We start from the raw sequence: 26,103 nt of genomic DNA, 5'->3' as shown, positions 1-26,103 counted from the left end.
CTGCACCCGCCCGAGCACAATTCACGCCTACAAAACTGGAGTATTCCTATGACGATCAAGTTCTCCCGCGACCACGAATGGATCAACAGCGCCGACACCAACGCCGCCATCGTCGGCATCACCGTCCATGCGCAAGACGCGCTGGGCGATGTGGTGTTTGTCGACCTGCCGGAAGTCGGCGCCTCGTTCAACCAGGGCGATGTGGCCGGTGTGGTCGAGTCCGTCAAGGCCGCTGCCGACGTCTTCATGCCCGTGACCGGCGAGATCGTCGAAGTCAACGAAGCACTGCGCAATGACCCTTCGCTTGCCAACTCCGACCCGCTCAACAGCGGCTGGTTCTTCAAGGTCAAGCTGAGCGATGTGTCCCAGCTCGACGCGCTGCTCGACGAGACCGCCTACAACGACTTCGCCGCCAACGCCTGACGACCTGGCCATGCTGCTGGTCTGCCACTGAACATTTTGCAGGCCACCAGCAGGCCAGCCCTCGGGCTGACCCACTTTTTTCCTCGCTGCCCGCGCTCTTTGATACGGCGCCAGCCATCACCCTCTCCCACTACACCGCTTCGGACCATGCTGATGCCCTCCAAAGAGCCCCTCGCCGCGCTGGAAAACGCCAGTGAATTCATCGCCCGCCACATTGGCCCCGGCAGCGCCGACGAGGCCAGCATGCTGGCAGCACTGGGCCTGCCCTCGCTCGATGCGCTGATCGACAAGGTGTTGCCCGCCTCCATCGTGCGCAGCAAGCCCATGGAGCTGCCCGAGCCCGTGACCGAAGCGGACGCGCTGGCCGAGCTCAAGGCCCTGGCCAGCAAGAACCAGGTGCTCAAGAGCTTTATCGGCCAGGGCTACTACGGCACCTTCACGCCGGGCGTGATTTTGCGCAACATCCTGGAGAACCCCGCCTGGTACACCGCCTACACCCCCTACCAGGCCGAAATCTCGCAAGGCCGCATGGAAGCACTGGTCAACTTCCAGACCATGGTCTGCGACCTGACCGGCATGCCCATCGCCAACGCCTCGATGCTCGACGAAGCCACGGCCGCTGCCGAGGCCATGACCCTGGCCAAGCGCTCGGTCAAGTCCAAGAGCAACCGCATCGTGCTGGCAGGCGATCTGCATCCCCAGACCATCGAGGTCATCCAGACGCGCGCCCAGCCGCTGGGCCTGGAAGTGCTGGTGGCCAACAGCAAGGACGAATGGGAATCTGCGCTGGCCGGTGAGCTCTTTGCCGCCGTCATCCAGTACCCGGCCTCGAGCGGCTGGATCGTCGACTGGAAGGCCGACGTTGATGCCATCCACGCCAAGCAGGCTGCCGCGATTGTGGCCACCGACCTGCTGGCGCTGACGCTGATCACCCCGCCTGGTGAATGGGGTGCCGACATCGTCGTGGGCAACAGCCAGCGCTTTGGCATGCCCATGGGCGCCGGCGGCCCGCACGCCGCCTTCATGGCCTGCCGCGACGACTACAAGCGCTCGCTGCCAGGCCGCCTGGTCGGCGTCAGCGTCGATGTGCATGGCAACCCGGCCTACCGCCTGGCGCTGCAAACGCGCGAGCAGCACATCCGCCGCGAAAAAGCCACCTCCAACATCTGCACCGCCCAGGTGCTGCCGGCGGTGATCGCCAGCATGTACGCGGTCTACCACGGCCCGGCCGGCCTCAAGCGCATTGCCCAGCGCGTGGCGCGCCTCACCGCCATCTTGAGCCGTGGCCTGGCGGCGCTGGGCTTCAGCGCCCGGCACCATGACAGCGCTTTCGACACCCTGTCGCTGCACACCAAGGACGCCACCGACGCCATCCTGGCGCGCGCGCTGGCCCAGGGCGCCAACCTGCGCAAGGCCTGGGGCGAGTACCTGTGCATCAGCCTGGATGAAACCTCCAGCCGCGCCGATGTGGAACTGATCTGGAGCATCTTCGCCCAGCCCGGCCAGCCCCTGCCCAATATCGAGGCGATGGACGAAGGCAGCACCTCGCTGATCCCCGAAGGCCTGCAGCGCACGAGCGCCTACCTGACCCACCCGGTCTTCAACACCCACCATTCCGAAACCGCGATGCTGCGCTACATCCGCAGCCTGTCGGACAAGGACCTGGCGCTCGACCGCAGCATGATCCCGCTGGGCAGCTGCACGATGAAGCTCAACGCGACCAGCGAGATGATCCCCATCACCTGGCCCGAGTTTGCCAACATGCACCCGTTTGCACCGGCCGAGCAACTGCAAGGCTATGCGCTGCTCGATGCCCAGCTGCGCGAATGGCTGTGCCAGGCCACCGGCTACGCCGGCATCAGCCTGCAGCCCAATGCCGGCTCGCAAGGCGAGTACGCCGGCCTGCTGGCCATCAAGGCCTACCACGCCTCCAAGGGCCAGGCGCACCGCAATATCTGCCTGATCCCCAGCAGCGCCCACGGCACCAACCCGGCCAGCGCGCAGATGGTGGGCCTGCAGGTGGTGGTCACCAAGTGCGATGAGAACGGCAATGTGGACATGGCGGACCTGCAACTGGCCTGCGAAAAGCACAGCGCCAACCTGGCCTGCATCATGATCACCTACCCCAGCACGCACGGCGTGTTCGAGACCCAGGTGAAGGAGCTGTGCCAGCTGGTGCACAGCCATGGCGGCCGCGTCTATGTGGATGGCGCCAACATGAACGCCCAGGTCGGCCTGGCCGCACCGGGCGAGTTTGGCGGCGATGTCAGCCACCTGAACCTGCACAAGACCTTCTGCATCCCCCACGGCGGTGGCGGCCCCGGCGTCGGCCCCGTCTGCGTGGTCGAAGACCTGGTGCCCTTCCTGCCCGGCCATGCCACGGCGGGTGTCCCTGGCAAGGTGGGCGCCGTGAGCGCCGCGCCGCTGGGCAATGCCGCCGTGCTGCCGATCAGCTGGATGTACATCCGCATGATGGGCGAGGCCGGCCTCAAGCGCGCCACCGAGACGGCGATTCTGAACGCCAACTACATCAGCAAGCGCCTCGAAGCCCACTTCCCAACGCTGTACGCCGGTGAGCACGGCCATGTGGCCCATGAATGCATTCTGGATCTGCGCCACTTCAAGGACAGCTGCGGCGTGATGGCCGAGGACGTCGCCAAGCGCCTGATCGACTACGGCTTCCACGCGCCGACCCTGTCGTTCCCGGTGCCCAACACCTTGATGGTCGAGCCCACCGAGAGCGAGAGCCTGTACGAGCTGGACCGTTTCATCGCAGCGATGATCGCCATCCGTGGCGAGATCGCCGACATTGAAGCGGGCCGTGCCGCGCAGGATGACAACCTGCTCAAGAACGCGCCCCACACCGCCGAGACCTTGCTGGCGAGCGAATGGAGCCACAGCTACAGCCGTGAAGCCGCCGCCTACCCCGTGCCTGCGCTGCGCCGCGCCAAGTACTGGAGCCCCGTGGGCCGCGTCGACAACGTCTATGGCGACCGCAACCTGTTTTGCAGCTGCGTGCCGCTGGACAGCTACGGCACCTCAGCTTAAGTCTTAAGATAGCCCTCGGGCTTCTTCCGAAGCGACCCACCGGGTCGCTTTTTTACGCCTCTTCCTCCATCAGCAAAAATCAGCCCGGGACTGCACCCGAGCGCGGAGACTTCTCGGCATGGACAGCATCCTCGTCATCGCCATGGGCGCAGCGCTCGCCGGCTTTGTGCAGGGCCTCTCGGGCTTTGGCTACAGCATGACGGCCATGGCCCTGTGGGCCTGGACCCTGGAGCCCGCGCTCGCGGCGGTGCTGGCGGTGTTTGGCGGCCTGTGCGGGCAGATCATCCAGGCGCTCAAGGTGCGGCGCGGCTTTGACGGGCGCATGCTGTGGCCGTTTGTGCTGGGTGGGCTGTGCGGCCTGCCGCTGGGATTGAAGCTATTGCCCATGCTCGATGCCCAGCTGTTCAAGACCGTGCTGGGCGCGCTGCTGGTCATCTTTTGCCCGCTGATGGCCTTCTCCCACCGGCTGGGCGGCATCGCATCGGGGCGGCTCAGCCGAGGCCCTGGGCGTGCGCTGGCCAATGGGCTGGCGGGGCTGGCCGGTGGGGCCATGGCGGCGCTGGGTGGTTTTTCGGGCGTGGTGCCCACCCTGTGGTGCCAGATCACCGGCATGGCGCGCGACACCCAGCGCCAGGTGATCCAGAACTTCAACCTCACGATGCTGGCCGTCACCTTTGCCAGCTATGTGGCCACCGGGCTGGTGAGCCAGCGCATGCTGCCGCAGCTGGCGGTGGCGCTGCCGGCCATGGTGCTGCCCTCGCTGTGGGGAGCGCGCCTGTATGAACGCATCAGCGATGTGGCCTTCAAGCGCGTGGTGCTGGGCCTGCTGACCCTGGCGGGCTTGGCCATGCTGGCCTCCAACTGGGCTTGACTTGGCTTGGACCGTTGTGAATAAGTGACAGACCCGGCATCGCCCTCGTGAGGCTGCTGAGGCAGAGGCAAACCACTCCTATAACAATTGTCAGAGTCACTCGCTGGCGCTGAAAAAGCCCCGGACCACCCCCGATAATCCAGTCGGCCTCTTTCCAGCCCCCAGCTGCACCCGTGTCCGCCTCCGGCCCAGCGCCGTGGGAAAGGGTCCAGCCCCACCCATGCCCGCATCATCTGCCCAGACCCTTTTGCCCGCTGAAGGAATGGACACCAATGGCCCTGCCTTGGAGCCCATGGTGGCCGGTGCGCGCTCGCTGAGCACCTACCTGGTGCTGCTGATGCTGGCAGCAGCGCTGCCCATCTTGGCCGCGGGCATCTACACGGTGCAGCATGTGGCCCAGTCCTACCGAGACAGCAGCCTCAACCGCATGCTGGACATCACCAGCAACCTGGGCCAGGCGGCCGAGTCTGATCTGCTCAACCGCGCCGGCATGCTGCAGTCCTTTGCGGCGGACGGCGACTTCTCATCGCCCCGCACGCTGGACCGCTGGCTGCGGCTGACCGGCATGGCCGCGCCCAGCAGCCTGGTGCTGCTGCGCCCCGGCCAGACCCAAGCGGACATGGCCTCGACGGCAGCGCCTGCGTTGCTGCCCGTGCAGCTGGCACTGGCCCAGGAGGCGCTGCGCAGCAGTGCGCCGGCTTTTTCACAGCTTTTTTTCCAGGACGGCCAGGCCGCAGTGGCGATGGCCGTGCCCCTGGGCGCTGCATCGCCCCAGGTGCTGGTGCTGACCACACCACCGGCTGAGATGGTGAGCATCGCGCCCAGCCAGGCCAGCGACAGTGTGCTGATAGCCATCACCGATGGCGAGGGCCGGATACTGGCGCGCTCGGCCCAGGCCGAGCGCTTTATCGGCACCACCGTGCCCGACTGGGCCAGGCTGCAGGCCGTGGGTGCCAACCGGGGCAGCTTCGAGGCCCTGCGGGCCGATGGCGGCCAGGTGATCTTCAGCTTCTACCAGCTGCCCAAGACGCCCGGCTGGGTGGTGGTGGCCGGTGAGCCACTGGAAGCCTTCAACGCCCGCTGGCAAACACCGGTCACCCATATCGTGCTGGCCAGCCTTTTTGCGCTGGCCATTGCGGGCCTGCTGTGCGCCTGGGTCTCACGCCAGTTGCTGCGCCCCATCCGCCAGCTGACCATCAGCACGCGCACCGGCGCCTCCTATGCCGCGGCCACCGGTGGCGGCCAGGTGCTGGTGGTGCAGGAGTACGAGATCCTGCGCCAGAGCCTCAGCCGCGCACGCGCGCGCATCGAGTCGACCTTGGCTGCGCAAAAGCAGGCAGCCGCTGCGCTGGCCGCCAGCGAGCAGCGCGCGCGCACCCTGGCCCATGCCGGTGCGTCGGTGCAGTGGAGCCTCGATGCCAAAGGCCGCGCGCTGTCCATCGTCGGTTGGCAGGCCCTGGGTGGCACGCCCGATGCGCAGGCGCTGCAGCTGGGCTGGCTGCGCCATGTGCACCCCGAGGACGCCGCGCAGCTGCAAAACCAGGCGGTGCCGCTGTTGACGGACCCCCGCCACACCTTGGATGTGGAGTTGCGCCTGCGCACCCAGGACGGCGCCTGGCGCTGGATGCGCGCCCGGGGCGCCGCCATTGTGGACGAGCAGCAGCGCATCAGCGAATGGCTGGGCGTGCTCGAAGATGTGGATGACCGCAAGCGTGCGCAGGCCGAGGTCGCCTACCTGGCGCTGCATGACCCGCTCACCGGCCTGCCCAACCGCAGTCTGCTGCAAAAGCCGATCTGCTCGCCGGGCGGCACCGCAGGCGCCTTGCTGTATCTGGACCTGGACCGCTTCAAACAGGTCAATGACACCCTCGGCCACGCCACTGGCGACGCGCTGTTGTGCGCGGTGGCCGAGCGCTTGCGTGAGCTGCTGCGCGACACCGACCTGGTGGTGCGCATGGGCGGTGACGAATTTTGCATCGTGCAAAACGCCTCCTCGGCGCAAGCCGCTGCCAGCCTGGCCCAGCGGGTGATCGACAAGCTCAGCGCCGACTATGTGATCGAAGGCCAGCGCGTCAGCATCGGCGTGTCCGTGGGTATTGCCCTGTTGACCCAGCCCTCTGACACGCAAGACCCGGACGGCCTGCTGCGCAAGGCCGACAGGGCGCTCTACCAGGCCAAGCAGCAGGGCCGGGGGCGCTACGCGTTCTACACCGAGGCGTTGGGCAGCGGCAGCCCATAACACGCCGGCCCCCCTGCCCGCGCTGAAACGAAAAAGCCAGCGCTATGGCTGGCTTTGCTCAACAGTCCGGCTTTCGCCAGTGCCCGCGACTACTTGCCGCGGATATAGGTGTTTACCGCACGGTTGTGCTCGTCCAGGCTCTGGCTGAAATGGCTGCTGCCATCGCCCTTGGCGACAAAGTACAGCGCCTTGGTGTTCTCAGGCTGGATGGCGGCCATCAGCGAGGCCTTGCCGGGCATGGCGATCGGTGTGGGTGGCAAGCCAGCGCGGGTATAGGTGTTCCAGGGCGTATCGGTCTGCAGGTCGCGCTTGCGCAGATTGCCATCGAATTTTTCACCCAGGCCGTAGATGACGGTCGGGTCCGTCTGCAGCAGCATGCCGATGCGCAGGCGGTTGATGAAAACCCCCGCCACCATCGCCCGGTCCTCTGCCTTACCGGTTTCCTTCTCAACAATGCTGGCCAGCGTCAGCAAATCCTGCGGGCTCTTGAGCGGGCTGTCCGAGGGGTTGAGCGACCAGACCGCTTCGAGCCGCTTGTCCATCGCCAGCATCGCGCGGCGCATCAAGGCCAGGTCGCTGCTGCCCTTGGAAAATGCATAGGTGTCGGGGAAAAACCGGCCTTCGGCCGGCATATCGGGCCGGCCCAGCGCTGCCATGATCTCTTCGGGCGTCATCGCTGCCGTGTCGTGGCGCAGGTGCTCTTCCCTGGCCATGGCCGCACGCATCTGGCGCAGGTTCCAGCCTTCGACAATGGTCAGCACGCGCTGGCTGTCTTCACCGCGCACCAGGCGCGCCAGCAGGCTGCGCGGCGACGTGCCGGCGGGTATCTCGTAGTTGCCCGCGCGGATCTTGCGGTCCTGGCCCGAGAGGCGGAACCACCAGTACAGCAGATCGGGGTTCACCTCGATTCCCACGGCCCGCACCGCCTGGGCGACGGCACGCGGCGAGGTGCCCGGCTCAATCTCCAGCTCCACGGTGGCGCCGCCTTTGCCCAGGACCAGTGGCTGGTTCAGCCAGACATAGCCCGCACCGGCAGCGGCCAGTGCCAGCACAACAATCAACTTGAATAAACGCTTCACAACCCTACCGCCTCCGTGCAATGGAGCGAGCATCATAATTCACCCCATGACTCAAGCATTACAGGGACACCTTTCGCTCCAGCATTTGGGCGTGATCCGCGCCGAGGGCGCCGATGCCGCCAGCTTCTTGCAGGGCCAGCTCAGCCATGATGTGCAGTTGCTGCCCGTGGGCCAGGCACGGCTGGCGGCTTTTCTGTCGGCCAAGGGCCGCATGCAGGCCAGCTTTATCGTGATCAAACGCAGCGCAGACGAGTTCTGGCTCATCACCAGCCGCGATGTGCTGCCCGCCACGCTCAAGCGTCTGTCGATGTTTGTGCTGCGCGCCAAGTGCAAGCTGAGCGACGCGACCGAGGCCGTGCAACTGCTGGGCCTGGCCGGTGATGCTGTGCCCGCCGAGGCCCGCAGCCTGGCGCCCTGGCAGGTGCTGGCGCTGGGCGATGCGTCGATGGTGCGCCTCTATGCCGCCGAAGGCGAGAGCCGCGCACTGCTCGCCGCCCCCGCCGCCAGCGCCCTGCCCACGCAAATCTCAGGCAGCCCGGCCATTGCGCCGCAGGCTTGGCAGCTGTCGATGGTGCAGGCGGGCGTGCCGCTGATCACCACGCCGGTGGTCGATGCCTTTGTGCCCCAGATGCTGAACTTTGAATCGGTCGATGGCGTGAGCTTCAAAAAAGGCTGCTACCCCGGCCAGGAGGTCGTCGCACGCAGCCAGTTCCGCGGCACGCTCAAGCGCCGCATGTACCGGCTCGCCTCGGCCGCGCAGCCCCAGCCGGGCCAGGAGGTCTTTGCCGCCAGCGACGACAGCCAGCCGGTGGGCACCGTGGTGCAGGCCGCTGCCAGCGCATCGGGCTTTGAGGCCCTGGTATCGATGCAGATTACGGCCGCCAGCGAGCCGTTGCACCTGGGCAGCAGCACCGGCGCGGCCTTGCAGCTACTGAGCCTGCCCTATACGCTCAAGGAAGACATCTGATCGCCTATTTGTGATGTCCCACGACAGTGGTAACTGTCTGCTTCATCACAAATACGACAATTTCTCAGTCAAAAAAGGCCCCCCGGCAGCCGTTACAGAATTTTTATGGCATTTGCGCTGCAATTTGCTAAAATTGCGGGACTTTGCAAGCAGGAGCCGTTCAAGCAGCCCCTGCAAGCATGACGGAACAACTACTCAAGCGCATCTTGACCATCACACTTGCCGGGTCTGGGAAACCAGACCCGGCTTTTTATTGGTCAAGTTATCAAACCGCTGCATAGCCCCATTGGCAAGACAAGCGGCCCGCCATTGATCAGCGCAGCGTTTTTTGCATCGAGATATGGGCAATGCCTGCTTCCTCATAGGGCTCGCCCACAACGCTGAAGCCAGCGCGGCGGTAGAAGTTCTCCGCTGTGCGCTGCGCATGCAGCTCCACCTGCCGCTTGCCCTGGCGCGCAGCGGCATCGACCAAGGCATCGAGCACCTGGCGGCCCAGACTGCCACCGCGCAGCGGCTTGGCGACGGCCATGCGGCCAATGCGCATCGCATCGGCCCGGTTTTCTTCCTGCGCGCTGGGCAGCATGCGGCCGGTGGCCACGCACATGCCCAGGCCGTTGAGCGCGACCGCATGCAGCGCACTCACATCAAAGGCATCGGCCTCGATCTCGGCAGGAATGCCCTGCTCGCGCACAAAGACCTGCATGCGCAGGCGCATCGCCTCCTGGCCCAGTACATTCCAGCTGCCGGTCTTCAGTTCCACCATCTCTTCGCCCGCTTCAAAGCGCTGCACCATGCGGCGGTAGGCCTCGGGCAGCGGCTGGGGCTGCTGGGCGCTGTCGGCAAACACATAGACCATGGTGGCCGTGGCCAGCAAAGTGCCAGCGCAGTAGATCGCCGCCTCGTACTGCACCGAGGTATTGCCCAGCTTGGCCACGCGCAGGCCGATGTCGATCACATCGTCCAGGCGTGCCGAGGCATGGAACTCCAGCTGCGAGGCGCGCAGGAACAGCTCGCCGCCCAGGCGCTGCATGCCCTCCTCGTAAGGCACGGCCAGCTGGCGCCAGTATTCGGACATGGCAATATCCACATAGCTCAGGTAATGGGCGTTGAAGACCACTTTCTGCAGATCGACCTCGGACCAGCGCACGCGCTGGCGGCTGCGGCAGCGGAAATCGGCCAGGCTGCGGGCGGGGGTGTCAAACAGGGTCTGGGAAGAGGTGCTCATGGTCTTTTCTGTACTCACAATATGGTCAATCTAGAGGCGGTTCGGCAGCAGGGCCGCGCTCAGTCAAAGGCCGCACGCAGCGCCTGGGCCATCTGCGCATGGCAGGCCCGCGCTTCCTTGAGCGCGCGGCCCATCTTGACAAATTCATGCGCCACGCCGGCATAGGTGTGCAGGTCCACGTCGACACCGGCAGCACGCAGGCGCTCGGCATACATCACGCCCTCATCGACCAGTGAATCGCATTGAGCCAGATGGATGCTGGCAGGCGCGAGGCCGCGCAGATCCGGCGCCAGCAAGGGCGCAAAGCGCCAGTCGTCGCGGTCGGTCAGCGTGCGCAGGTAGTTGCTGAACATCCAGCTGATCATCGGCTTGGTCAGAATGGGCCCCTGGCTGTAGCGCGCATGCGAGGGCGTATCCTGGTGCGCCGCGCAACCGGGGTAGATCAGCAGCTGCAAGGCCAGGTCGATACCGGCATCGCGCGCGAGAATCGCATTGACTGCCGCCAAGGTGCCGCCTGCGCTGTCGCCGCCCACGGCCAGGCGGCCGGTATCGGCCCCCAGCGCCATGCCTTCGGCCGCCAGCCACTGCAAGGCATCCCAGGCATCATTGCTGGCAGTCGGAAAGCGGTGCTCGGGCGCCAGGCGGTAGTCCACCGAGACGACCATGCAGCCAGCCAGGTGGGCCAGCTCGCGGCACAGCGTGTCATGCGTGTCCACGCTGCCGATCGTAAAGCCCCCGCCATGGGTAAAGAGTAACACCGGCTGCAGCGGGTCACAGCTGGCGGCGTAGAGCCGCGCCGGGATCTGAAAACCATCGCGCGCCGGAATGTGCAAGTCCTCAACGCGTGCGAGTGCGGGCTTGGCAATCTCCAGCACCCCGGCGCCAATGCCGTAGGCCTGGCGCGCCTCTTGCACCGTCATCTCCCACATGGGGGTGTGCTGGGCGCGGGCCATGCGCTCAACCACGCTGCGCATCGTGGGAGTCAGCTCGGCGATCACATCGGCAGGCATGGACAATTCGGCGGGGAGATGGGCTTTGGAGCGGGGTGAGGCGTCAGACATACATCGTTGCCCAGCCAGCCGGCATGGGCGCAATTGGGGGACAGGGCCGGCTGATTATCAGCCATTGCCCATTCACAACGGGGCATGTCGGTCACCTAGGGACCCTCTGCAAAACTCCCTGCCGTGGTCTGAACGCGGGCTCGGGCGATCCGCTACGTTGTCCTCCTTGTCAATAGCTCGCTATTGACTGCAAAAGACGCGTTGCTGCTCATCCCGATCCGCGTCCATCCCGCTTGGCGAGGGTTTTGCAGAGCATCCCGAGGAAAAAAGGCCCTGCCAACTTGGCAGAGCCTTCCTTCGCATAGGCCTGATGCCGAGCTTGGTTACTCAAAGCGCAACTCTACCGGCTGCGCCCCGACCAGGCCCTTGTAATCCACGCGGATCTGCTGCCCGGGTTGGGGCGGCATCAAGGCCGAGTACGAACCCAGGCTGATCCAGTCGCCCACCTTGAGGCGCTGGCCTTCGGCCTGCAGGGCTTGCGCGAGCCAGACCACGGCATTGAGCGGCTGGCCCATCAGGTCGCCGCCGCGCCCGCCACCCAGCCGCGCGCCGCTCTGGTCGGTGATATCGACCTGCATGCTCTGCAGTGCATTCAACAGCGCATAGCGCTCGGCGCGAAACTGTGGCACGGGCATGGCGTTGCCCATCACGCCCATGCGCGCGCCTACATTCATCGCCTCGACGGCCGCGCCATCGAGCTGTGCGGGGTTCTCCACGACCAGGTCGGGCAACTCGATAAAGGGAACGATGCGGTCGATGTTGTTGAGCACCTGCAGCGGCGTAGTCGCGCGGTTGATGGCACTGCTGGAGACGCGCACCAGCATATCCGCCTCAAACATCGGGCGCGCGCCAAAGGCGGCAGGCACGGTGCTGCGGTTGGGCAGCAGCGCGCCCTCGTAGAGCACACCCCATACCGGCTTGTCGGTTTGAAAGCGCTTTTGCATCGCCGCGCTGGTCAGCCCCGCCTTGTAGCCAATGGGCTTTTTGCCCTGGGCCAGCCAGGCGGCGTTGAGCTTGTTGCGGCTGCATTTGCCATCGGCCTCGGTCATCGCGGCGGCCGAAGGCACGGGCTGCTTGGCCTCATAGGCCTGCAGCCACTGCGCGACCTGGGCGTCATCGAGGCAAGCGGCCTGGGCCATGCCACTGCCAGCAGCCAGGCCAGCGGCCAGCCAGAGGGGGGAGAGACGAAAACGCCAAGCAGGGTGCATCATCCAAAGTCTCCTGTTCCAAAAACGGGTTCTGAATGCGGCCAAAAAAACCGCCCCAGGCACCAACATACCACCCGCTTTGCCCACCCTGACTAGGGAAAGCGCGCAGCCCACCAGGCCGGTTGCCGATCGGCCTACTTTTGCTTGATGCAGGTCATGCCGCCATAGCCACAAAGCAACAGACGCTATAGTATTTGCATGACCAAGAGACCCTCTGCAAAACTCCCTGCCGTGGTGTAGACGCGGACTCGGGCGATCCGCGTCCATCCCATTGGGCGAGGATTTTGCAGAGGATCCCTAGCCGCAACAGGAGACCCAAGATGCGCACTGTTTATGAACCGGCCAGTGCCGTACAAGCCCATGTTCTGCAAGACGTGCTGCGCCAGCACGGCATCACCAGCTTTGTCAGTGGCGAGCATTTGCAAGGCGCGATCGGCGAGCTGCCCGCCGGCAGCCTGGTGCGTCTGCTGGTGGACGATGCCGACTGGGCCGCCGCACGCCGCGCGCTGGAGCAATGGGAGCGCGCGCCACTGATCGACGATGCCGAGCTGGCCCGGGCCGACCCCAGCCTGCCCGAGCAGCCGCAGCCTGGGCCCGCCCATGACCCGCGCTTTGACCTGGCCTGCGATCCACGCGAAGGCGCCAACGCCCGCCGGGATAGCAACCCCGACGGCTACAGCGACGCCGCGCGCTGGTACCCCTGCTGGTGGGCCGCTGGCGCAGCACTGCTGGCCCTGTGCCTGCACTACCTGCTCGGTGGCGTGCCCCAGGCCGATTCTGCGGGCAGTACCGGCGCTGCAGACCAGTCACAGCAGGCGCCGGATGCCGCATCTGCCAGCAGCGGAGGCCAGCGGGCAGCGCCATCCAGCAGCCGCTGAACGGCGACCGCTGCACCGTGCCTGTACGAGCGCATTCCAAGCTCTGCACGCGATAGAAGTATCAAATATTGATACCCCTGAGGTATAAAAATCGCATACGCTTCCAAATTTCGGCGTCTGCCGCCGCGCGCTGCAGACAATCGCCTCGTTGCAAATCGCAGCAAGCCCGCAGGCCATCCGGCCCGCACATGGCCCAAACCACGGCGCGCCAATGCGATGATGACACCCGAGGAGAACGACAGAGATATGAACGCCCAACTTCCAGCGCCGCTGGCCCCTGAGCTTAGCGCCCTGACCACCCTGCCCGCGCTGTTTGCCTACCGCTGCAACCACAGCCCTGAGCGCGAAGCCTACCGCTGGTTTGATAGCGCAACGGATGCCTGGCAATCGTTCAGCTGGGCCGATATGCAGGCCCAGGTCGCACGCTGGGGCCAGGCGCTGCAAGGCCTGCAGCTGGCGCGAGGCGCACGCATTGCCACCTTGCTGACGCACAGCGTGCACGCCATCTGTATCGACCAGGCCGGCATGGCCCAGGCCTGCGCCACCGTGCCGCTGCATGCCAATGACAACCCCGGCAATATCGCCTTTATCCTGGCCGATGCGGCCGCCTCGCTGCTGCTCATCAACCGCCTGGAGACCTGGGAGCAGATCGTGGCGACTGGCACGCCGCTGCCCGCGCTGCGCTGCGTGGTGATCGATGACCCGCAGCAAGCAGCGATCCCGGTATTGGCCAGCAGCGAAGGTCTGCCGCGCCTGGTCCGTCTGCAGGACTGGCTGGCCGAGGCCGATGGCAACAGCACCCCATCACAGACCCACCAGGCGCCAGAAGCGCAGGATATGGCCGCCATCGTCTACACCAGCGGCACCACCGGCAAGCCCAAGGGCGTGATGCTGAGCCACCACAATGTGCTGAGCGACGTCAAGGCGGTGCTCGGCCGTGTCGTGCCAACGCAGGACGATGTCTTTCTGTCCTTTCTGCCGGTATCGCACACCTTTGAGCGCAGCTGCGGCTACTACCTGCCGATGGCAGTCGCCAGCACGGTGGTCTATGCCCGCTCGGTCGCGCTGCTGGCCGAGGACATGCTCAGCATCCGCCCCACCATCCTGGTGTCCGTGCCCCGCATCTACGAGCGCATCTACGCCAAGATCCAGGAAAAGCTCACCAGGTCGGCCCTCAAGCGCGCGCTCTTTGCCGCAGCCGTCTCCAAAGGCTGGGCGCGCCACTGCCAGGCCCATGGCCTGGCCAATACCGATGCACCGCAAGGCGGCTGGGCGCGCTGGCTGCCCTGGTCGCTGCTGCAGAAAAAAGTGGCCCAGCCCATTTTGGATTTGTTTGGCGGCCGGCTGCGCATTGCCGTGACCGGCGGCGCGGCCATTCCCTCGGTGGTGTCGCACAGCTTTCTGGGCCTGGGCCTGAATGTGCTGCAGGGCTTTGGCATGACCGAGACTTCGCCGGTGCTGACCGCCAACTCGCTGCAGCACAACGACCCATCCACGGTGGGCAAGCCCCTCGATGGCATGGAAGTGCGCATTGGCGAGAACAAGGAACTGCAGGCACGCGGCCCCAATATCATGATGGGTTACTGGGGCCGCCCGGAAGACACGCGCCAGGCCTTTACTGACGACGGCTGGCTGCGCACCGGCGACCAGGCCGAGCTGGTAGGTGGCGAAGTGCGCATCGTGGGCCGCATCAAGGAGATCATCGTCACCGCCACCGGCGAGAAGGTGCCGCCCTCGGATATCGAGCAGGCGCTCTGCGCCGATCCGCTGTTCGAGCAAAGCTTTGTCGTCGGTGAGCACCAGCCCTTTATCGCCTGCGTCACCGTCGTCAACCGCGAAGAATGGAAGCAGCTGGCCACCAGCCTGGGTCTGGACCCGGACAACAGCGTCAGCCTGCAGGCCAGCGCCGTGCGCAAGATCGCGCTGGAGCGCATCGCCGCGCAGTGCCAGGGCCTTGCCAAGTATGCGGTGCCGCGCGCCATCTACCTGGTCACCGAACCCTGGACCATCGACAACGGCTTGATGACGCCTACGCTCAAGCTGCGCCGCCCGCAGCTCATGCAGAAGTTCGCCACCGAGATTGCGCATATCTACGCCAAGTAAATCGCAGCGCCAGCATGCAAAAACCGCCGCTGCCCTTGACAGGCGCATCGGCGGTTTTTTGATCTCTGGTGCACCGGGGCAGGCATGCAGGCCCGCAGGCACATGCCAAGGGTTTACTTCTTGGGGAAGTAGTAGTTCAGCAAGGCGGCAGCACCATCGACACCGGCCTTGGACGACCACTCGCGGGCGAACTTCTCGCCCATCAAGTCCAGCGCACGGCGCAGCTCGTAGGACGGCTGGCTGATCTTGGTGCCATGCTCGACCAGCACCTTCTGCGCGGCATCGTCGGCATCCTTGGCCAACTGCCAGCCGCGCGCCTCGGCCTGCTTGGCGGCAGTGTCCAGCGCCGTCTTGGCGCCGTCGGTCAGGCCCGACCAGCTCTTCTCGCTCATCAGGATCAGGTTCTTCGGAATCCAGGCGCGCATGTCGATGAAGATGCCCATCGCGTTCCAGGACTGGCTGTCCACGCCGGTGGTGCTCGATGTCAGCATCACATCAACCTTGCCCGCCTGGATAGCCTTGGCCAGGTCATTGGCCGGGGTGTCGACCGGGGTCGCACCGGCGACCTCGGCAATGTACTTGGAGGCGACGTTGTTGACGCGGAATTTCTGGCCCTTGACGTCGTCGAGCTTGTTCACCGCCGTGCGCGAGAACAGGCCCTGACCCGGCCAAGGTGCGGTGTAGAGCAGGCGAATGCCTTGCTTTTTCAGCAGCGCCTCGATCGGCTCGCGCGTGGCCGCCCACAGGCGCTTGGCATCGTCAAAGCTGCGCACGATAAAGGGCAGCGAGTCGATGGCAAAGGCGGGGTACTGGTCGCTGAAGTTCGACATGAAGATCTCGCCGATCGCCAGATCACCCTTGCTGAGCGCAGGCATGACCTGGTTCATCGGCATCAGCTTGGCATTGGAGACCACCTCGATCTGCAGACCACCCTGGCTCAGGCCATTGGCTTCACGCGCAAACTGCGTCAGATTGCGGGTGTGGAACAGCGTGTCGGTATAGGCGCCGGCGCACTTGAGCGGCGTCGCTGCCGCGCTGGCGATATGCGGCAGCGACAAGACCATTCCCGAGCCTGCCGCCAGGCCCATGCGGGCCAGCACTTTGCGCCGGGACGGACTGGCAAGCGTTTCGTTGGAGTTGTGATCTGCCATATGACGATTCCTTGGTATCTGAGCCAGGCATTCCCATTCCCCAGGGTACTGCAGGCCGCATGTGTACTGAAAAGCCCCACAAAGAGCAAAACGCTGCACGCAGCCGCATGACAAACCATGCGGCGCTTTCAGCAACCGTGCCATTCGATTTATTTGGTCACTAACGTCACAACTTGTGTGAGGAGCCGACGCAATCTATCTTGGCTTGCGCAACAAAGCAATCGCTATCGATCACCGCAGAGACATTGCTTGATACAAGTCATCTATCGCGCAGTACAGAAGTGGGCGATGACTAGCATTTAGTCACAGCACATACTTTCTGAAACTACAAAAATAATAGCTGCTTTCGTCCCCTTGCAGCGACGAAAGCAGCCATTTTTTAGCGGATAGATGTATGCACCCCACACCGGAGAGCGCCCGGTCGCCGGGCCTGTCGCCAGGCCTTTGCGCAGGAGTTGGCAGCCGCTCGCCGGGCGAGCTGCGAGGGGCGCGGCCCTGCCCTCAGTGCTCAGGCTGCCAGCGATGCATTCAGATCCTGCACGCGGTAGTACTGGCCAAAGCGGTTGGCCATGAAGTCCGCCAGCTCGATCGACTCTTGCGCGATAAAGCCCTTTTGCGGCAGCACACCGCTGGCCACCAGGTCCAGCGCGCAGCAGATGCCAGCAGCGGTGGTCAGCTGGATGGCAGTGAGTGCATGGCCAGCGACGGTGGTGCCCACGATTCGGGCCGAGTAGGACTCCTGCATCAGGCGCTCACCCTTGTAGCCGGTGGCGCTGGCAAAGACCACGATCACATCCTGGCGCGTGGCGGCAATGGCGTTGTCGAAGATCTCGTTGAGCAGCTCGCGCTTGTCACGCAGCTTGAGCTCGTTGAGCAAGATCTTCAAGATGGCGCAGTGGCCGGGGTAGCGGATGGACTTGTAGTCCACATTGCGCGCCTTGCCCGCCCAGGTCTCTGTCAAGGTGCCCAGACCGCCGCTGGTGTTGAAGGCCTCGTACTCGATGCCGTCCAGCGCAAAGGTCTCCAGACCTTCGAGCGCATGCACCGTCAGCGGCTGGCCATCCACCAGCGCTTCGCAGGGGTTGATGTACTCGTTGATCAGGCCTTCGGTGCTCCAGGTCAGGTTGTAGCGCAGGCTGCCCTGCGGGTAGCGCGGCAGCGCACCCACGCGCATCTTGAGGTCGTGCAAGGTGTCGAAATGCTTGGCCACGTCGTTGCCGACAATGCCGATAAAGCCGGGAGCCAGGCCGCACTGGGGCATCAGCACGCTGCCGGCCTTGGCGGCGATTTTGCGGATTGCGTGGGTGGACTGCACATCCTCGGTCAAATCGAAGTAATGCACGCCATGGGCGGCAGCGATGCCGGCCACCTCGGTGGCCATGTGGAAAGGCAGCGCATTGAGCACGGCAAACTGACCCTGCACCGCAGGCAACAGGTCACCACCCTTGCCGATATGCACGGTCTCCAGGCCCAGCGCCGCAGCGGCCTTGAGCTGCGCCTTGGACTGGTCGGCAATGCGCAGCTGGTAGCCGCCAGCTGCCTGCAGCAGCACGGCCATCGCAAAGCCGATTTTGCCGGCGCCCAAAATCGTGACTTTCTTGTCGGCAGCAGCGGCCTTGTTGGCACTGGCGGGGGAGGTTTGGGCGGTCTTTTTGCTGGATTTGTCGCTCATGTCAGGCTCTCTGATCAGGGTGGATGATGGACAAATGTTACAACCAAGCATTGTCAAAATGAATATATTAAAGCGTCATATTATTCCTTTTAACTAGTCATTTAGTCATAAATTACATATCTATTGACGAAATACATGGTTTACCCTAGGTTCAAGCCCGCTTTATCCAGGGCTTCGCCAAGGCAGGCACAATGGGCGGCCTGCGCCTGCGCGCGCTCTACGCTCCTTCCTGCTGTTTTCTCCTCACACCATGGCCGATTCCGCATCCAACAAATTTCTTCGTTTTCTGCTGGCACGCGACATCCTCAAAGGCAAGTCGCGCGAAGATTTGTTGGCCAAACTCGACGCGGCGGGCTTTAGCGGCGAGCACGCCGAGCTGTTCATTGCGCAGGCCGAGAAACGGGTGCTGGCACGCAACCGGCGTTGCGCAGTGATTTCGGCCGTGGTCGTGGCTGTGCTGCTGGGCCGGGTCATCTGGGGGCCCTATGCCCACAACCCCGAAATGCAGCTGCTGCTGGGCGTGATGGCGGCCATCTTTGCAGCAGCGGGCTTTTATTTCTGGTTTATCGCGCGCTGGCAGGCGCCGCCGCCCAAGGCCGACGCTTCTTGAGCCTAATCGGGCCGACCGGATACCGGTCGCTGGGTCACACCACGATGCACTGGTGTTTGCTTGCAAGTGCTGGGACTTAGCTCGCCGGCAAAAATTGCACCTACCGCCCTCCCCGGCTTTGCTCCGCGCCGATAATGCGCTGTCGCGGACATGACATAGATCAAGCCGCGCCTCTCTCCAGCCCATGCGATGGGCCTGCCAGGCTTTGCGGCCCAGGCCCGCCATCCGCCTACCCACGGCGATGCGGCGATTCGCATAACCTAATAGTGACAATGGATAAACATAACAAGCGACCCAGCCTGGCTTCCAAGGCCTGGCTGCTTTTCCTGGGCCTTTGCCTGCTGGCCTCAGGCCTGTTCTTTGCTATCTATGGCTACCAGTTGGTGGCACTGCAGGGTAGTTGGTACTTTTTGATCAGCGGTATTGCACTGATCCTCTCGGGCCTGCTGATTGCCGCTGCGCGCCCCGGCGGCGCCTGGCTCTATGCGCTGACCTTGCTGGCCACCGCCGTCTGGGCGCTGGCCGATGTGGGCCTGGATTTCTGGCCCCTGGTCTCGCGCCTGCTGCTGCTCGCCGGTATCGGCATTCTGGTGGCACTGTCCTTCCCGTTGCTGCGCCGCGCGCGCGGCCAGGCGCCCGGCAAGTCTGGCTCCACCGTGGTCGCAGGCCTGCTGCTGCTGACCTGCCTCGCTACCGTGGGCGGCATGTTCCTGCCCCACGCCTCGGTGTCGGCCAAATCGGATGCGACCGTGCTCCAACCGGTGGCCAAGGGCCAGGCAGCTGCCGACTGGGCGCACTATGGCAGCACGCCAGGGGGCACCCGCTTTGCGGCGCTGGACCAGATCACGCGCAGCAATGTCAAGGATCTGCAAGAGGCCTGGCGCTACCAGACCGGCGATGTGCCGGTGAGCCCTGGCGGCGGCGGCGCTGAAGACCAGCTGACCCCGCTGCAGATTGGCAACCAGGTCTTTGTCTGCACCCCGCACAACAATGTGATTGCGCTGGACGCCACCACCGGCAAAGAGCTATGGAAGACCGAGATCAATGCCAAGCAGAAAAAGTGGATGCGCTGCCGTGGCCTGGCCTATTTTGATGCGGCCCAGCCGCTCGGCCAGCCCAGCATGGCCGGCGCAACGCCAGTGCAGGCCGTGAGTGTGGCGCCCGGCGCCGCTTGCCAGCGCCGCATTCTGATGAACAGCGTCGCGCCCGAGCTGATCGCGCTTGACGCCGACACCGGCGCCTTCTGCGAAGACTTTGGCACCCATGGCCGCGTGGACCTGCGCAACGGCATGGGCAAGGGCGCCGACAAGGGCGAGTACTACCCCACCTCCGCCCCGACCCTGGCGGGCACCACCATCGTGATTGGTGGCCGCGTGGCCGACAACGTCAGCACCGACATGCCTGGTGGCGTGGTGCGTGGCTTTGACGTGGTGACGGGCGCGCTGCGCTGGGCCTTTGACCCGGGCAACCCCGAGGACCAGGCCGCCCCTGCCGACGGCAAGACCTATGTGCGCTCGACCCCCAATGTCTGGGCACCGATGTCCTACGACCCGCAGTCCAACACCGTGTTCATGCCCGTGGGCAGCGCAGCAGTCGACCTCTGGGGTGTGAAGCACACCGCGCTGGACCGCAAGTACGGCGCATCGATGCTGGCCGTCGATGCCAGCACCGGCAAGGAAAAATGGGTCTACCAGACCGTGCACGATGACCTCTGGGACTTCGATGTGCCGATGCAGCCCTCGTTTGTGGACTTCCCCGGTGCTGGCGGCAAGACCACGCCCGCGCTGGTGTTCGGCACCAAGGCCGGCCAGATCTTTGTGCTGGACCGCGCGACCGGCCAGCCGCTGACCGCCGTTGAAGAGCGCCGCGTGCCCGCTGGCAAGATCGACGGCGAGACCTACTCGCCCACGCAGCCCTTCTCGGTGGGCATGCCCAATATCGGTGCCGATGACATGCGCGAATCCGACATGTGGGGTGCGACCCCGTTTGACCAGCTGCTATGCCGCCTGAAGTTCAAGTCCAAGCGCTACACCGGCCTGTTCACGCCACCGGGCACCGATGCCTCGCTGAACCTGCCCGGCTCGCTGGGCGGCATGAACTGGGGGGGCATCTCGGTCGACCCGACCAACAACTACCTGTTCATCAATGACATGCGCGTGGGCCTGGAAGTGCAGCTGATCAAGGCCGACCCGGCCGACGCCGGCGCCAAGTCCGACGGCAACGAGGCCGCTGCGATCACCAAGCCGGTGCCGCTCGATGGCACGCCCTACGCAATCAACGCCAAGGTGCGCTTCATGTCGCCGCTGGAGATCCCTTGCCAGAAGCCGCCTTTTGGCACGCTGACCGCCGTGGACCTCAAGACCCAGCAGATCGCCTGGCAAGTGCCGGTGGGCACCGTCAAGGACACGGGGCCCTTTGGCATCAAGATGGGCCTGCCCATCCCCATTGGCATGCCCACCATCGGAGGCACCATGGCCACGCAAGGCGGCCTGGTCTTTATCGCTGCCACGCAGGATTACTACCTGCGCGCGTATGAAACCGGCACCGGCCAGGAAGTGTGGAAAGCCCGCCTGCCCGTGGGCAGCCAGGGCACGCCCATCAGCTACCAGTCGCCGGTGACGGGCCAGCAGTTTGTGCTGGTCTCGGCCGGTGGCGCACGCAACTCGCCCGACCGGGGCGACTATGTGATCGCCTACGCGCTGCCGCGCCACTGATCGGGGCTGACCCGCGCGGATTCGCCCTGAGGTGTTCATCCCGGTGCAAGACTTCCCGCCAGGGAAGGCTTTCACCGGGCTTTTTCATGTCTGCGCGCGATGCATCGCATGACGCCAGGTACCGGCCAACCTCAAAACTGCCACAGGTCTTGATTTGCTATATATTGCATAGCAAACCAGCGAAACGCAGCAAAATCCGGTGTTATCAGCCTTCCACCATGCCGCGCATCCAGCCCGGCAGATCCACCGCCTTCTGGCGCGCAAAATCCACCCATAGCACGGTGGCGCCGCCGCTGGCGTAGACCTCGCCGGGCGCATCCTGCCTTTCGATGTGGTACCAGGTCTCAAAGGCGGTGCGCGCCGCATCGCTGACATACATCTTGACGACGAGCTGGGCCGGGTACTCGATCTGCCGCAGGTAGTTGCAAAAGCAGTTGACGACCACCGGGCCCTGCCCCTCGCCATGGGGCGTGTCGCGCGAAGAGCGCAGCCACTCCACGCGCGCGCTTTCCATGTAGCGAAAATACACGGTGTTGTTGACATGGCCCAGACTGTCCATATCCCCCCAGCGAACGTCCATCACCGAGTCATGAACCCAGCGTTTGTGGTCAGGCAGCAAGATTTTCATAGACTGTCATCTTACGGTGAGGTGGCAGGCGTCCACGCCCCAGCCTTGTCACCGACTTTCACAGGCACAAAGCCCCTGTCTCAGAAATCAGAGCGGAGAAGCGCCCAAATCTAGGGCTAACCCTAGGATCAGGGCGGTTACCGCACTGCAACATCCTCATAAAATCCATGGCACTGCATGCAACCCAGGCTCAGATCTGCCGCATGCCTGCCACCCGCTTGAAAAGAATTTGTACGGAGCCCCGATGACCAACGAAGAAATACTGGCCCAATATGGTCCCCGCGAGTCGATGGAGTACGACGTCGTCATCGTCGGCGGCGGCCCAGGCGGCCTGGCCACAGCCATCCGTTTGAAGCAGCTGGCAGCGGAAAAAGGCAGCGATGTCTCCGTCGTCGTGCTGGAAAAAGGTTCGGAGCCTGGCGCGCACACCTTGTCGGGCGCCATCATGGATCCGCGCGCGCTGACCGAGCTGATCCCCGACTGGAAAGCCAAGGGCGCGCCTTTGACCCAGCCGGTGACCGAAGACGCGATGATTTTCCTCAGCGAAAAATCCGGTCTGCGCACCCCCAACTGGCTGCTGCCCCCTTGCTTTCACAACGAAGGCAACTACATCGTCCAGCTGGGCTTTGTCGTCAAATGGCTGGCCGAGCAGGCCGAGGCCCTGGGCGTCGAGATTTTCCCCGGCTTTGCCGCCGCTGAAGTGGTCTATAACGACGACGGCTCGGTCAAGGGCGTGGCCACCGGCAACATGGGCGTCGGCAAGAACGGCGAGCCCACCGGCGAGTTCCAGCTGGGCATGGAGCTGCATGGCAAATACACCATCTTTGCCGAAGGCTCGCGCGGCAACCTGGGCAAGCAACTGATCGCCAAGTTCAAGCTCGACGAAGGCAAGGACCCGCAGACCTATGGCCTGGGCGTCAAGGAATTGTGGGAGATCGATCCCCAGCGCCACCAGCCCGGCTTTGTGATGCACACCGCCGGCTGGCCGATGAACAACGACACCTATGGTGGCGCCTTCCTCTACCACCTGGACGACAACAAGGTCACCTTGGGCTTCATTACCGGTCTGGATTATTCGAACCCCTACCTGTCTCCGTTCGAGGAGATGCAGCGCTGGAAGACCCATCCCAACATCCGCTACTACCTCGAAGGCGACGAGTCCAAGGGCATCAAGCCGGCCAAGCGCATTGGCTATGGCGCGCGCGCCATCACCGCCGGCGGCCTGATGAGCCTGCCCAAGACCGTGTTCCCCGGTGGCGCGCTGGTGGGCTGCGATGCCGGTTTCCTGAACGTCAGCCGCATCAAGGGCAGCCACGCCGCGATCAAGACCGGCATGCTGGCCGCAGAAGCGGCCTTTGAGGCGATTGCCGCGGGCCGCCAGGGCGATGAGCTGAGTGCCTACCCTGCCGCTTTTGAAAAGAGCTGGCTGTACGACGAGCTCAACAAGAGCCGCAACTTCAAGAGCTGGTTCAAGAAGGGCCTGGTCACCGCCTCCATCATGAATGGCCTCGAGCAGTTTGTGCTGCGTGGCAACATGCCCTGGACCCTGCACCGCGACAAGCCCGACCACGCCTACCTCAAGCCCGCGTCGGAATGCAAGCCCATCGTCTACCCCAAACCCGATGGCAAGCTGACCTTTGACCGGCTCTCGAGCGTCTTCATCAGCGGCACCAACCACGCCGAGGACCAGCCCGCCCACCTGACCTTGAAAGATGCCAGCGTGCCGGTGCAGATCAACCTGGCCCAGTACGCCGGCCCCGAGCAGCGCTACTGCCCGGCAGGGGTCTATGAGTTCGTGGCAGATGAAAGCCAGGGCGGCAACGCCCAGCGCCTGCAGATCAATGCGCAAAACTGCGTGCACTGCAAGACCTGCGACATCAAGGACCCGACCCAGAACATTGTCTGGGTCACGCCCGAAGGCGGCGGCGGCCCCAACTACACGGGCATGTAAACACCGCCGTTAGCACTGCTTCTTGCGGGTTTCCATGGCAGGGCAAACACGGGCCGGCCCGCGATCGATTGCCGAACTTGGCCGACAAGCGCGCCCTGACGGGCGTGCAGACAATGGTCCTATGTTTGTCTGGTCACGCTTCCCACGCCTTTCAGTTCAACCCAGCCCCTGCCAGGGCCGGGTGCCGGCGGGCAATGCTCGGACCCATCCTTGGCTCCAGCTGGTAAGCGCACTGCTGGCCGGCGTGCTCTGGGCCGGTGGCAGCATGGCCGCCCCCGCGGCGGATGCGGCGCCCGCTGCATCCAGCAAACGCGCCAAGCGCCCCCCTCCTGCTGCGGCACCCAAGGCTGCCGCGCCATCGCATGCTGCGGCGGTGGCCCCTGCCCCTGCCCCCCTGGTATCGGCTGCCAACCTCGATCTGGAGCGCTTCATGGGGCTGTGGTACAAGGTCGCCAAGGTCGAGGAGCCGCAGGACGCGCTGCGCACCCGGGAGCGCTATGAGTTTCTGCAGCGCTACGACGGTGGCGTGCGGGTGATAGCGACCTCGTACGACCCCCTGTCCAACCGCTGGGACCGCCGGCAGGATTACATGGCGCCGGTCGATGCCAAGGGCGCGGCGCTGAGCAGCCACTACCAGTTGCCGATACCCGTGCATTTCAGCATCAGCCGCTTCGGGCCCTTTGGTGTCAGCTACTACGTCGTGGCGCTCGACCCTTACTACCAATGGGCGATGGTGGCCGGACCCGGCCCCAAATCCTTTTCGATCTTGAGCCGCCGCAGTGAGCTCGAGCCGGAGATGCGCACGTCGCTCGAGCAGCTGGCGACGCGCCAGAACCTGCTCAAGGCCGCCTTGCAGTGGGCCGGCCCCGATCAGGAATCTGCGCCTCGGTGATTACCCGCAGTGCGCGAAATCGCCGCATGCTGGCTTTGCGGCAGGCCAAATTCCACGCACAGTTTTATTGCCACAGCGCTGCATATTTCTCGGCCAAACACATTTTTATTGATCAAAAAGACTATTTTGAGAAATATTACTGTGATCATGTGGCCACTTGCGCAAGCCAGCACAGCTTCTCAGGCAGGGCTGCAACTAGGGCAATCCCATAGATCACAAATGTGTCATCCCATGGGTGCTGGAGTGTAGACTGCTGCTACCTGTTTGCCACCTGTTGTTACTGGGGCAGATGAAGCGGTAGTGGCTCTGGGGCACTACCGCAGGCTATTCAACAAACCTGGCGGAGATATACGCATGAAGAAATTGGCTTGGGCCCCCTTGGGCGCAGTGGCACTGGCAATCGCGGCCATCGCGCCTGCACAGGCAGCAGACCAGAAATCTGTAGCTGTGACGGCCATCGTGGAGCACCCTGCGCTGGACGCAGTGCGCGACGGCGTCAAGGCGGCACTCAAGGCCGAGGGCTTTGAAGAAGGCAAGAACCTCAAGTGGCAGTACCAAAGCGCCCAGGGCAATCCTGGCACCGCCGCGCAGATCGCCCGCAAGTTTGTCGGTGACAAGCCCGATGCCATCGTGGCCATCGCAACGCCTTCGGCACAAGCTGTGGTGGCTGCCACCAAGACCGTGCCCGTGGTGTTCTCCGCGGTGACCGACCCCGTGGCCGCCAAGCTGGTGCCCAGCTGGGAGCCATCGAAGAACAACGTGACCGGTGTCTCCGACCTGCTGGCGCTGGACAAGCAGATGGAACTGCTCAAGAAAGTGGTGCCCAACGCCAAGCGCGTGGGCATGGTCTACAACCCCGGTGAGGCCAACTCTGCCGTGGTGGTCAAGGAACTCAAGGAGCTGCTGCCCAAGATGGGCATGACCTTGGTCGAAGCCGCAGCGCCCCGCTCCGTCGATGTCTCCAGCGCAGCGCGCTCGCTGGTGGGCAAGGCCGATGTGATCTACACCAACACCGACAACAACGTGGTGTCGTCCTATGAAGCGCTGGTCAAGGTCGGCCAGGACTCCAAGCTGCCGCTGGTCGCCTCGGACACCGATTCCGTCGCCCGTGGCGCCGTGGCAGCCCTGGGTATCAACTACCGCGATCTGGGCGAGCAGACCGGCCGCATGGTGGCCCGCATCCTCAAGGGTGAAAAGCCCGGCGACATCAAGACCGAAGTCTCGAGCAAGATGGAGCTGCATGTGAACCCCGGTGCCGCCGAAAAGCAAGGCATCAAGCTGTCCGACGAGCTGGTCAAGTCGGCTGCCAAAGTCATTCAGTGATGGATGCCGCCTCACCTGTGGCTGTGCAACCCGCACAGCGCAGGGGGTGACAAGACGCAG

19 protein-coding genes are annotated in these 26,103 nt (G+C 64.4%); 12 read left to right on the top strand and 7 right to left on the bottom strand.

The features are described from left to right. The first annotated feature begins 48 nt into the window (after positions 1-48). From gcvH to ACPEE1_RS10390, 4 genes are all read left to right on the top strand, one after another. Positions 49-423, top strand: a complete 375-nt coding sequence (gcvH, locus tag ACPEE1_RS10405) for a glycine cleavage system protein GcvH (protein ID WP_021028599.1) — start codon at positions 49-51, stop codon at positions 421-423. Between the two features lie 147 nt (positions 424-570). Then, positions 571-3,471 (top strand): aminomethyl-transferring glycine dehydrogenase, encoded by a 2,901-nt coding sequence (gene gcvP / locus ACPEE1_RS10400; RefSeq protein WP_260719718.1) that lies wholly within the window; start codon positions 571-573, stop codon positions 3,469-3,471. A gap of 118 nt (positions 3,472-3,589) precedes the next feature. Beyond that, positions 3,590-4,342, top strand: coding sequence for a sulfite exporter TauE/SafE family protein (locus ACPEE1_RS10395; protein WP_182342112.1), 753 nt, complete (start codon positions 3,590-3,592; stop codon positions 4,340-4,342). A 262-nt stretch (positions 4,343-4,604) separates the two neighbouring features. Next, positions 4,605-6,581, top strand: a complete 1,977-nt coding sequence (locus ACPEE1_RS10390; protein ID WP_423936289.1) for a diguanylate cyclase domain-containing protein — start codon at positions 4,605-4,607, stop codon at positions 6,579-6,581. Positions 6,582-6,670: 89 nt separating this feature from the next. Here ACPEE1_RS10390 and mltG read toward each other — a convergent pair whose 3' ends face one another. After that, positions 6,671-7,696, bottom strand: a complete 1,026-nt coding sequence (gene mltG / locus ACPEE1_RS10385; protein WP_165841091.1) for an endolytic transglycosylase MltG — start codon at positions 7,694-7,696, stop codon at positions 6,671-6,673. A 10-nt stretch (positions 7,697-7,706) separates the two neighbouring features. On the opposite strand from mltG, the gene ACPEE1_RS10380 reads away from it, so the two are divergent. Next, positions 7,707-8,627, top strand: a complete 921-nt coding sequence (locus ACPEE1_RS10380) for a YgfZ/GcvT domain-containing protein (protein ID WP_116924149.1) — start codon at positions 7,707-7,709, stop codon at positions 8,625-8,627. A 313-nt stretch (positions 8,628-8,940) separates the two neighbouring features. Here the strand turns inward: ACPEE1_RS10380 and ACPEE1_RS10375 are convergent, their stop codons facing one another. From ACPEE1_RS10375 to ACPEE1_RS10365, 3 genes are all read right to left on the bottom strand, one after another. Next, positions 8,941-9,852, bottom strand: coding sequence for a YbgC/FadM family acyl-CoA thioesterase (locus tag ACPEE1_RS10375; protein WP_182342118.1), 912 nt, complete (start codon positions 9,850-9,852; stop codon positions 8,941-8,943). 59 nt (positions 9,853-9,911) lie between these two features. Continuing rightward, positions 9,912-10,862, bottom strand: a complete 951-nt coding sequence (locus ACPEE1_RS10370; protein ID WP_423936428.1) for an alpha/beta hydrolase — start codon at positions 10,860-10,862, stop codon at positions 9,912-9,914. A gap of 374 nt (positions 10,863-11,236) precedes the next feature. Continuing rightward, entirely contained in the window at positions 11,237-12,124 is an 888-nt protein-coding gene (locus tag ACPEE1_RS10365; protein WP_232539369.1) for a 2-keto-4-pentenoate hydratase, read from the bottom strand. A 317-nt stretch (positions 12,125-12,441) separates the two neighbouring features. On the opposite strand from ACPEE1_RS10365, the gene ACPEE1_RS10360 reads away from it, so the two are divergent. Both ACPEE1_RS10360 and ACPEE1_RS10355 read left to right on the top strand, forming a co-directional pair. Then, positions 12,442-12,999, top strand: a complete 558-nt coding sequence (locus tag ACPEE1_RS10360; protein ID WP_423936286.1) for a DUF2007 domain-containing protein — start codon at positions 12,442-12,444, stop codon at positions 12,997-12,999. Positions 13,000-13,245: 246 nt separating this feature from the next. Further along, a complete protein-coding gene (locus ACPEE1_RS10355; protein WP_423936284.1) occupies positions 13,246-15,102 on the top strand; it encodes an AMP-dependent synthetase/ligase in 1,857 nt (618 codons plus the stop codon). 113 nt (positions 15,103-15,215) lie between these two features. Here ACPEE1_RS10355 and ACPEE1_RS10350 read toward each other — a convergent pair whose 3' ends face one another. Continuing rightward, positions 15,216-16,253, bottom strand: a complete 1,038-nt coding sequence (locus ACPEE1_RS10350; RefSeq protein ID WP_116924153.1) for a TRAP transporter substrate-binding protein — start codon at positions 16,251-16,253, stop codon at positions 15,216-15,218. Positions 16,254-16,761: 508 nt separating this feature from the next. Then, positions 16,762-17,925, bottom strand: a complete 1,164-nt coding sequence (locus ACPEE1_RS10345; protein WP_423936281.1) for a saccharopine dehydrogenase family protein — start codon at positions 17,923-17,925, stop codon at positions 16,762-16,764. A 250-nt stretch (positions 17,926-18,175) separates the two neighbouring features. Between ACPEE1_RS10345 and ACPEE1_RS10340 the strand changes: the two genes are divergently transcribed. Continuing rightward, on the top strand, positions 18,176-18,535 hold the full coding sequence (locus tag ACPEE1_RS10340) for a hypothetical protein (protein ID WP_423936279.1): 360 nt from the start codon (positions 18,176-18,178) through the stop codon (positions 18,533-18,535). Between the two features lie 272 nt (positions 18,536-18,807). Then, the gene (locus tag ACPEE1_RS10335; protein ID WP_116924156.1) at positions 18,808-21,249 is read left to right on the top strand and encodes a membrane-bound PQQ-dependent dehydrogenase, glucose/quinate/shikimate family; all 2,442 of its coding nucleotides are present in this window, start codon (positions 18,808-18,810) and stop codon (positions 21,247-21,249) included. A 205-nt stretch (positions 21,250-21,454) separates the two neighbouring features. Here ACPEE1_RS10335 and ACPEE1_RS10330 read toward each other — a convergent pair whose 3' ends face one another. After that, positions 21,455-21,877, bottom strand: coding sequence for an acyl-CoA thioesterase (locus ACPEE1_RS10330; RefSeq protein WP_116924157.1), 423 nt, complete (start codon positions 21,875-21,877; stop codon positions 21,455-21,457). 244 nt (positions 21,878-22,121) lie between these two features. On the opposite strand from ACPEE1_RS10330, the gene ACPEE1_RS10325 reads away from it, so the two are divergent. The 3 genes from ACPEE1_RS10325 (at position 22,122) to ACPEE1_RS10315 (ending at position 26,043) form a co-directional block, all read left to right on the top strand. Further along, complete coding sequence (locus ACPEE1_RS10325; protein WP_116924158.1) at positions 22,122-23,828, top strand: electron transfer flavoprotein-ubiquinone oxidoreductase; 1,707 nt, start codon at positions 22,122-22,124, stop codon at positions 23,826-23,828. Between the two features lie 265 nt (positions 23,829-24,093). Then, entirely contained in the window at positions 24,094-24,720 is a 627-nt protein-coding gene (locus ACPEE1_RS10320) for a lipocalin family protein (RefSeq protein ID WP_165841092.1), read from the top strand. Positions 24,721-25,074: 354 nt separating this feature from the next. Further along, positions 25,075-26,043 (top strand): ABC transporter substrate-binding protein, encoded by a 969-nt coding sequence (locus tag ACPEE1_RS10315; protein ID WP_116924161.1) that lies wholly within the window; start codon positions 25,075-25,077, stop codon positions 26,041-26,043. Positions 26,044-26,103 lie beyond the last annotated feature (60 nt).

Source organism: Comamonas sp. 23, assembly GCF_049601575.1.
Lineage (GTDB): Bacteria > Pseudomonadota > Gammaproteobacteria > Burkholderiales > Burkholderiaceae_C > Comamonas > Comamonas squillarum.
This window is presented reverse-complemented; position numbering and strand designations above follow the sequence as displayed.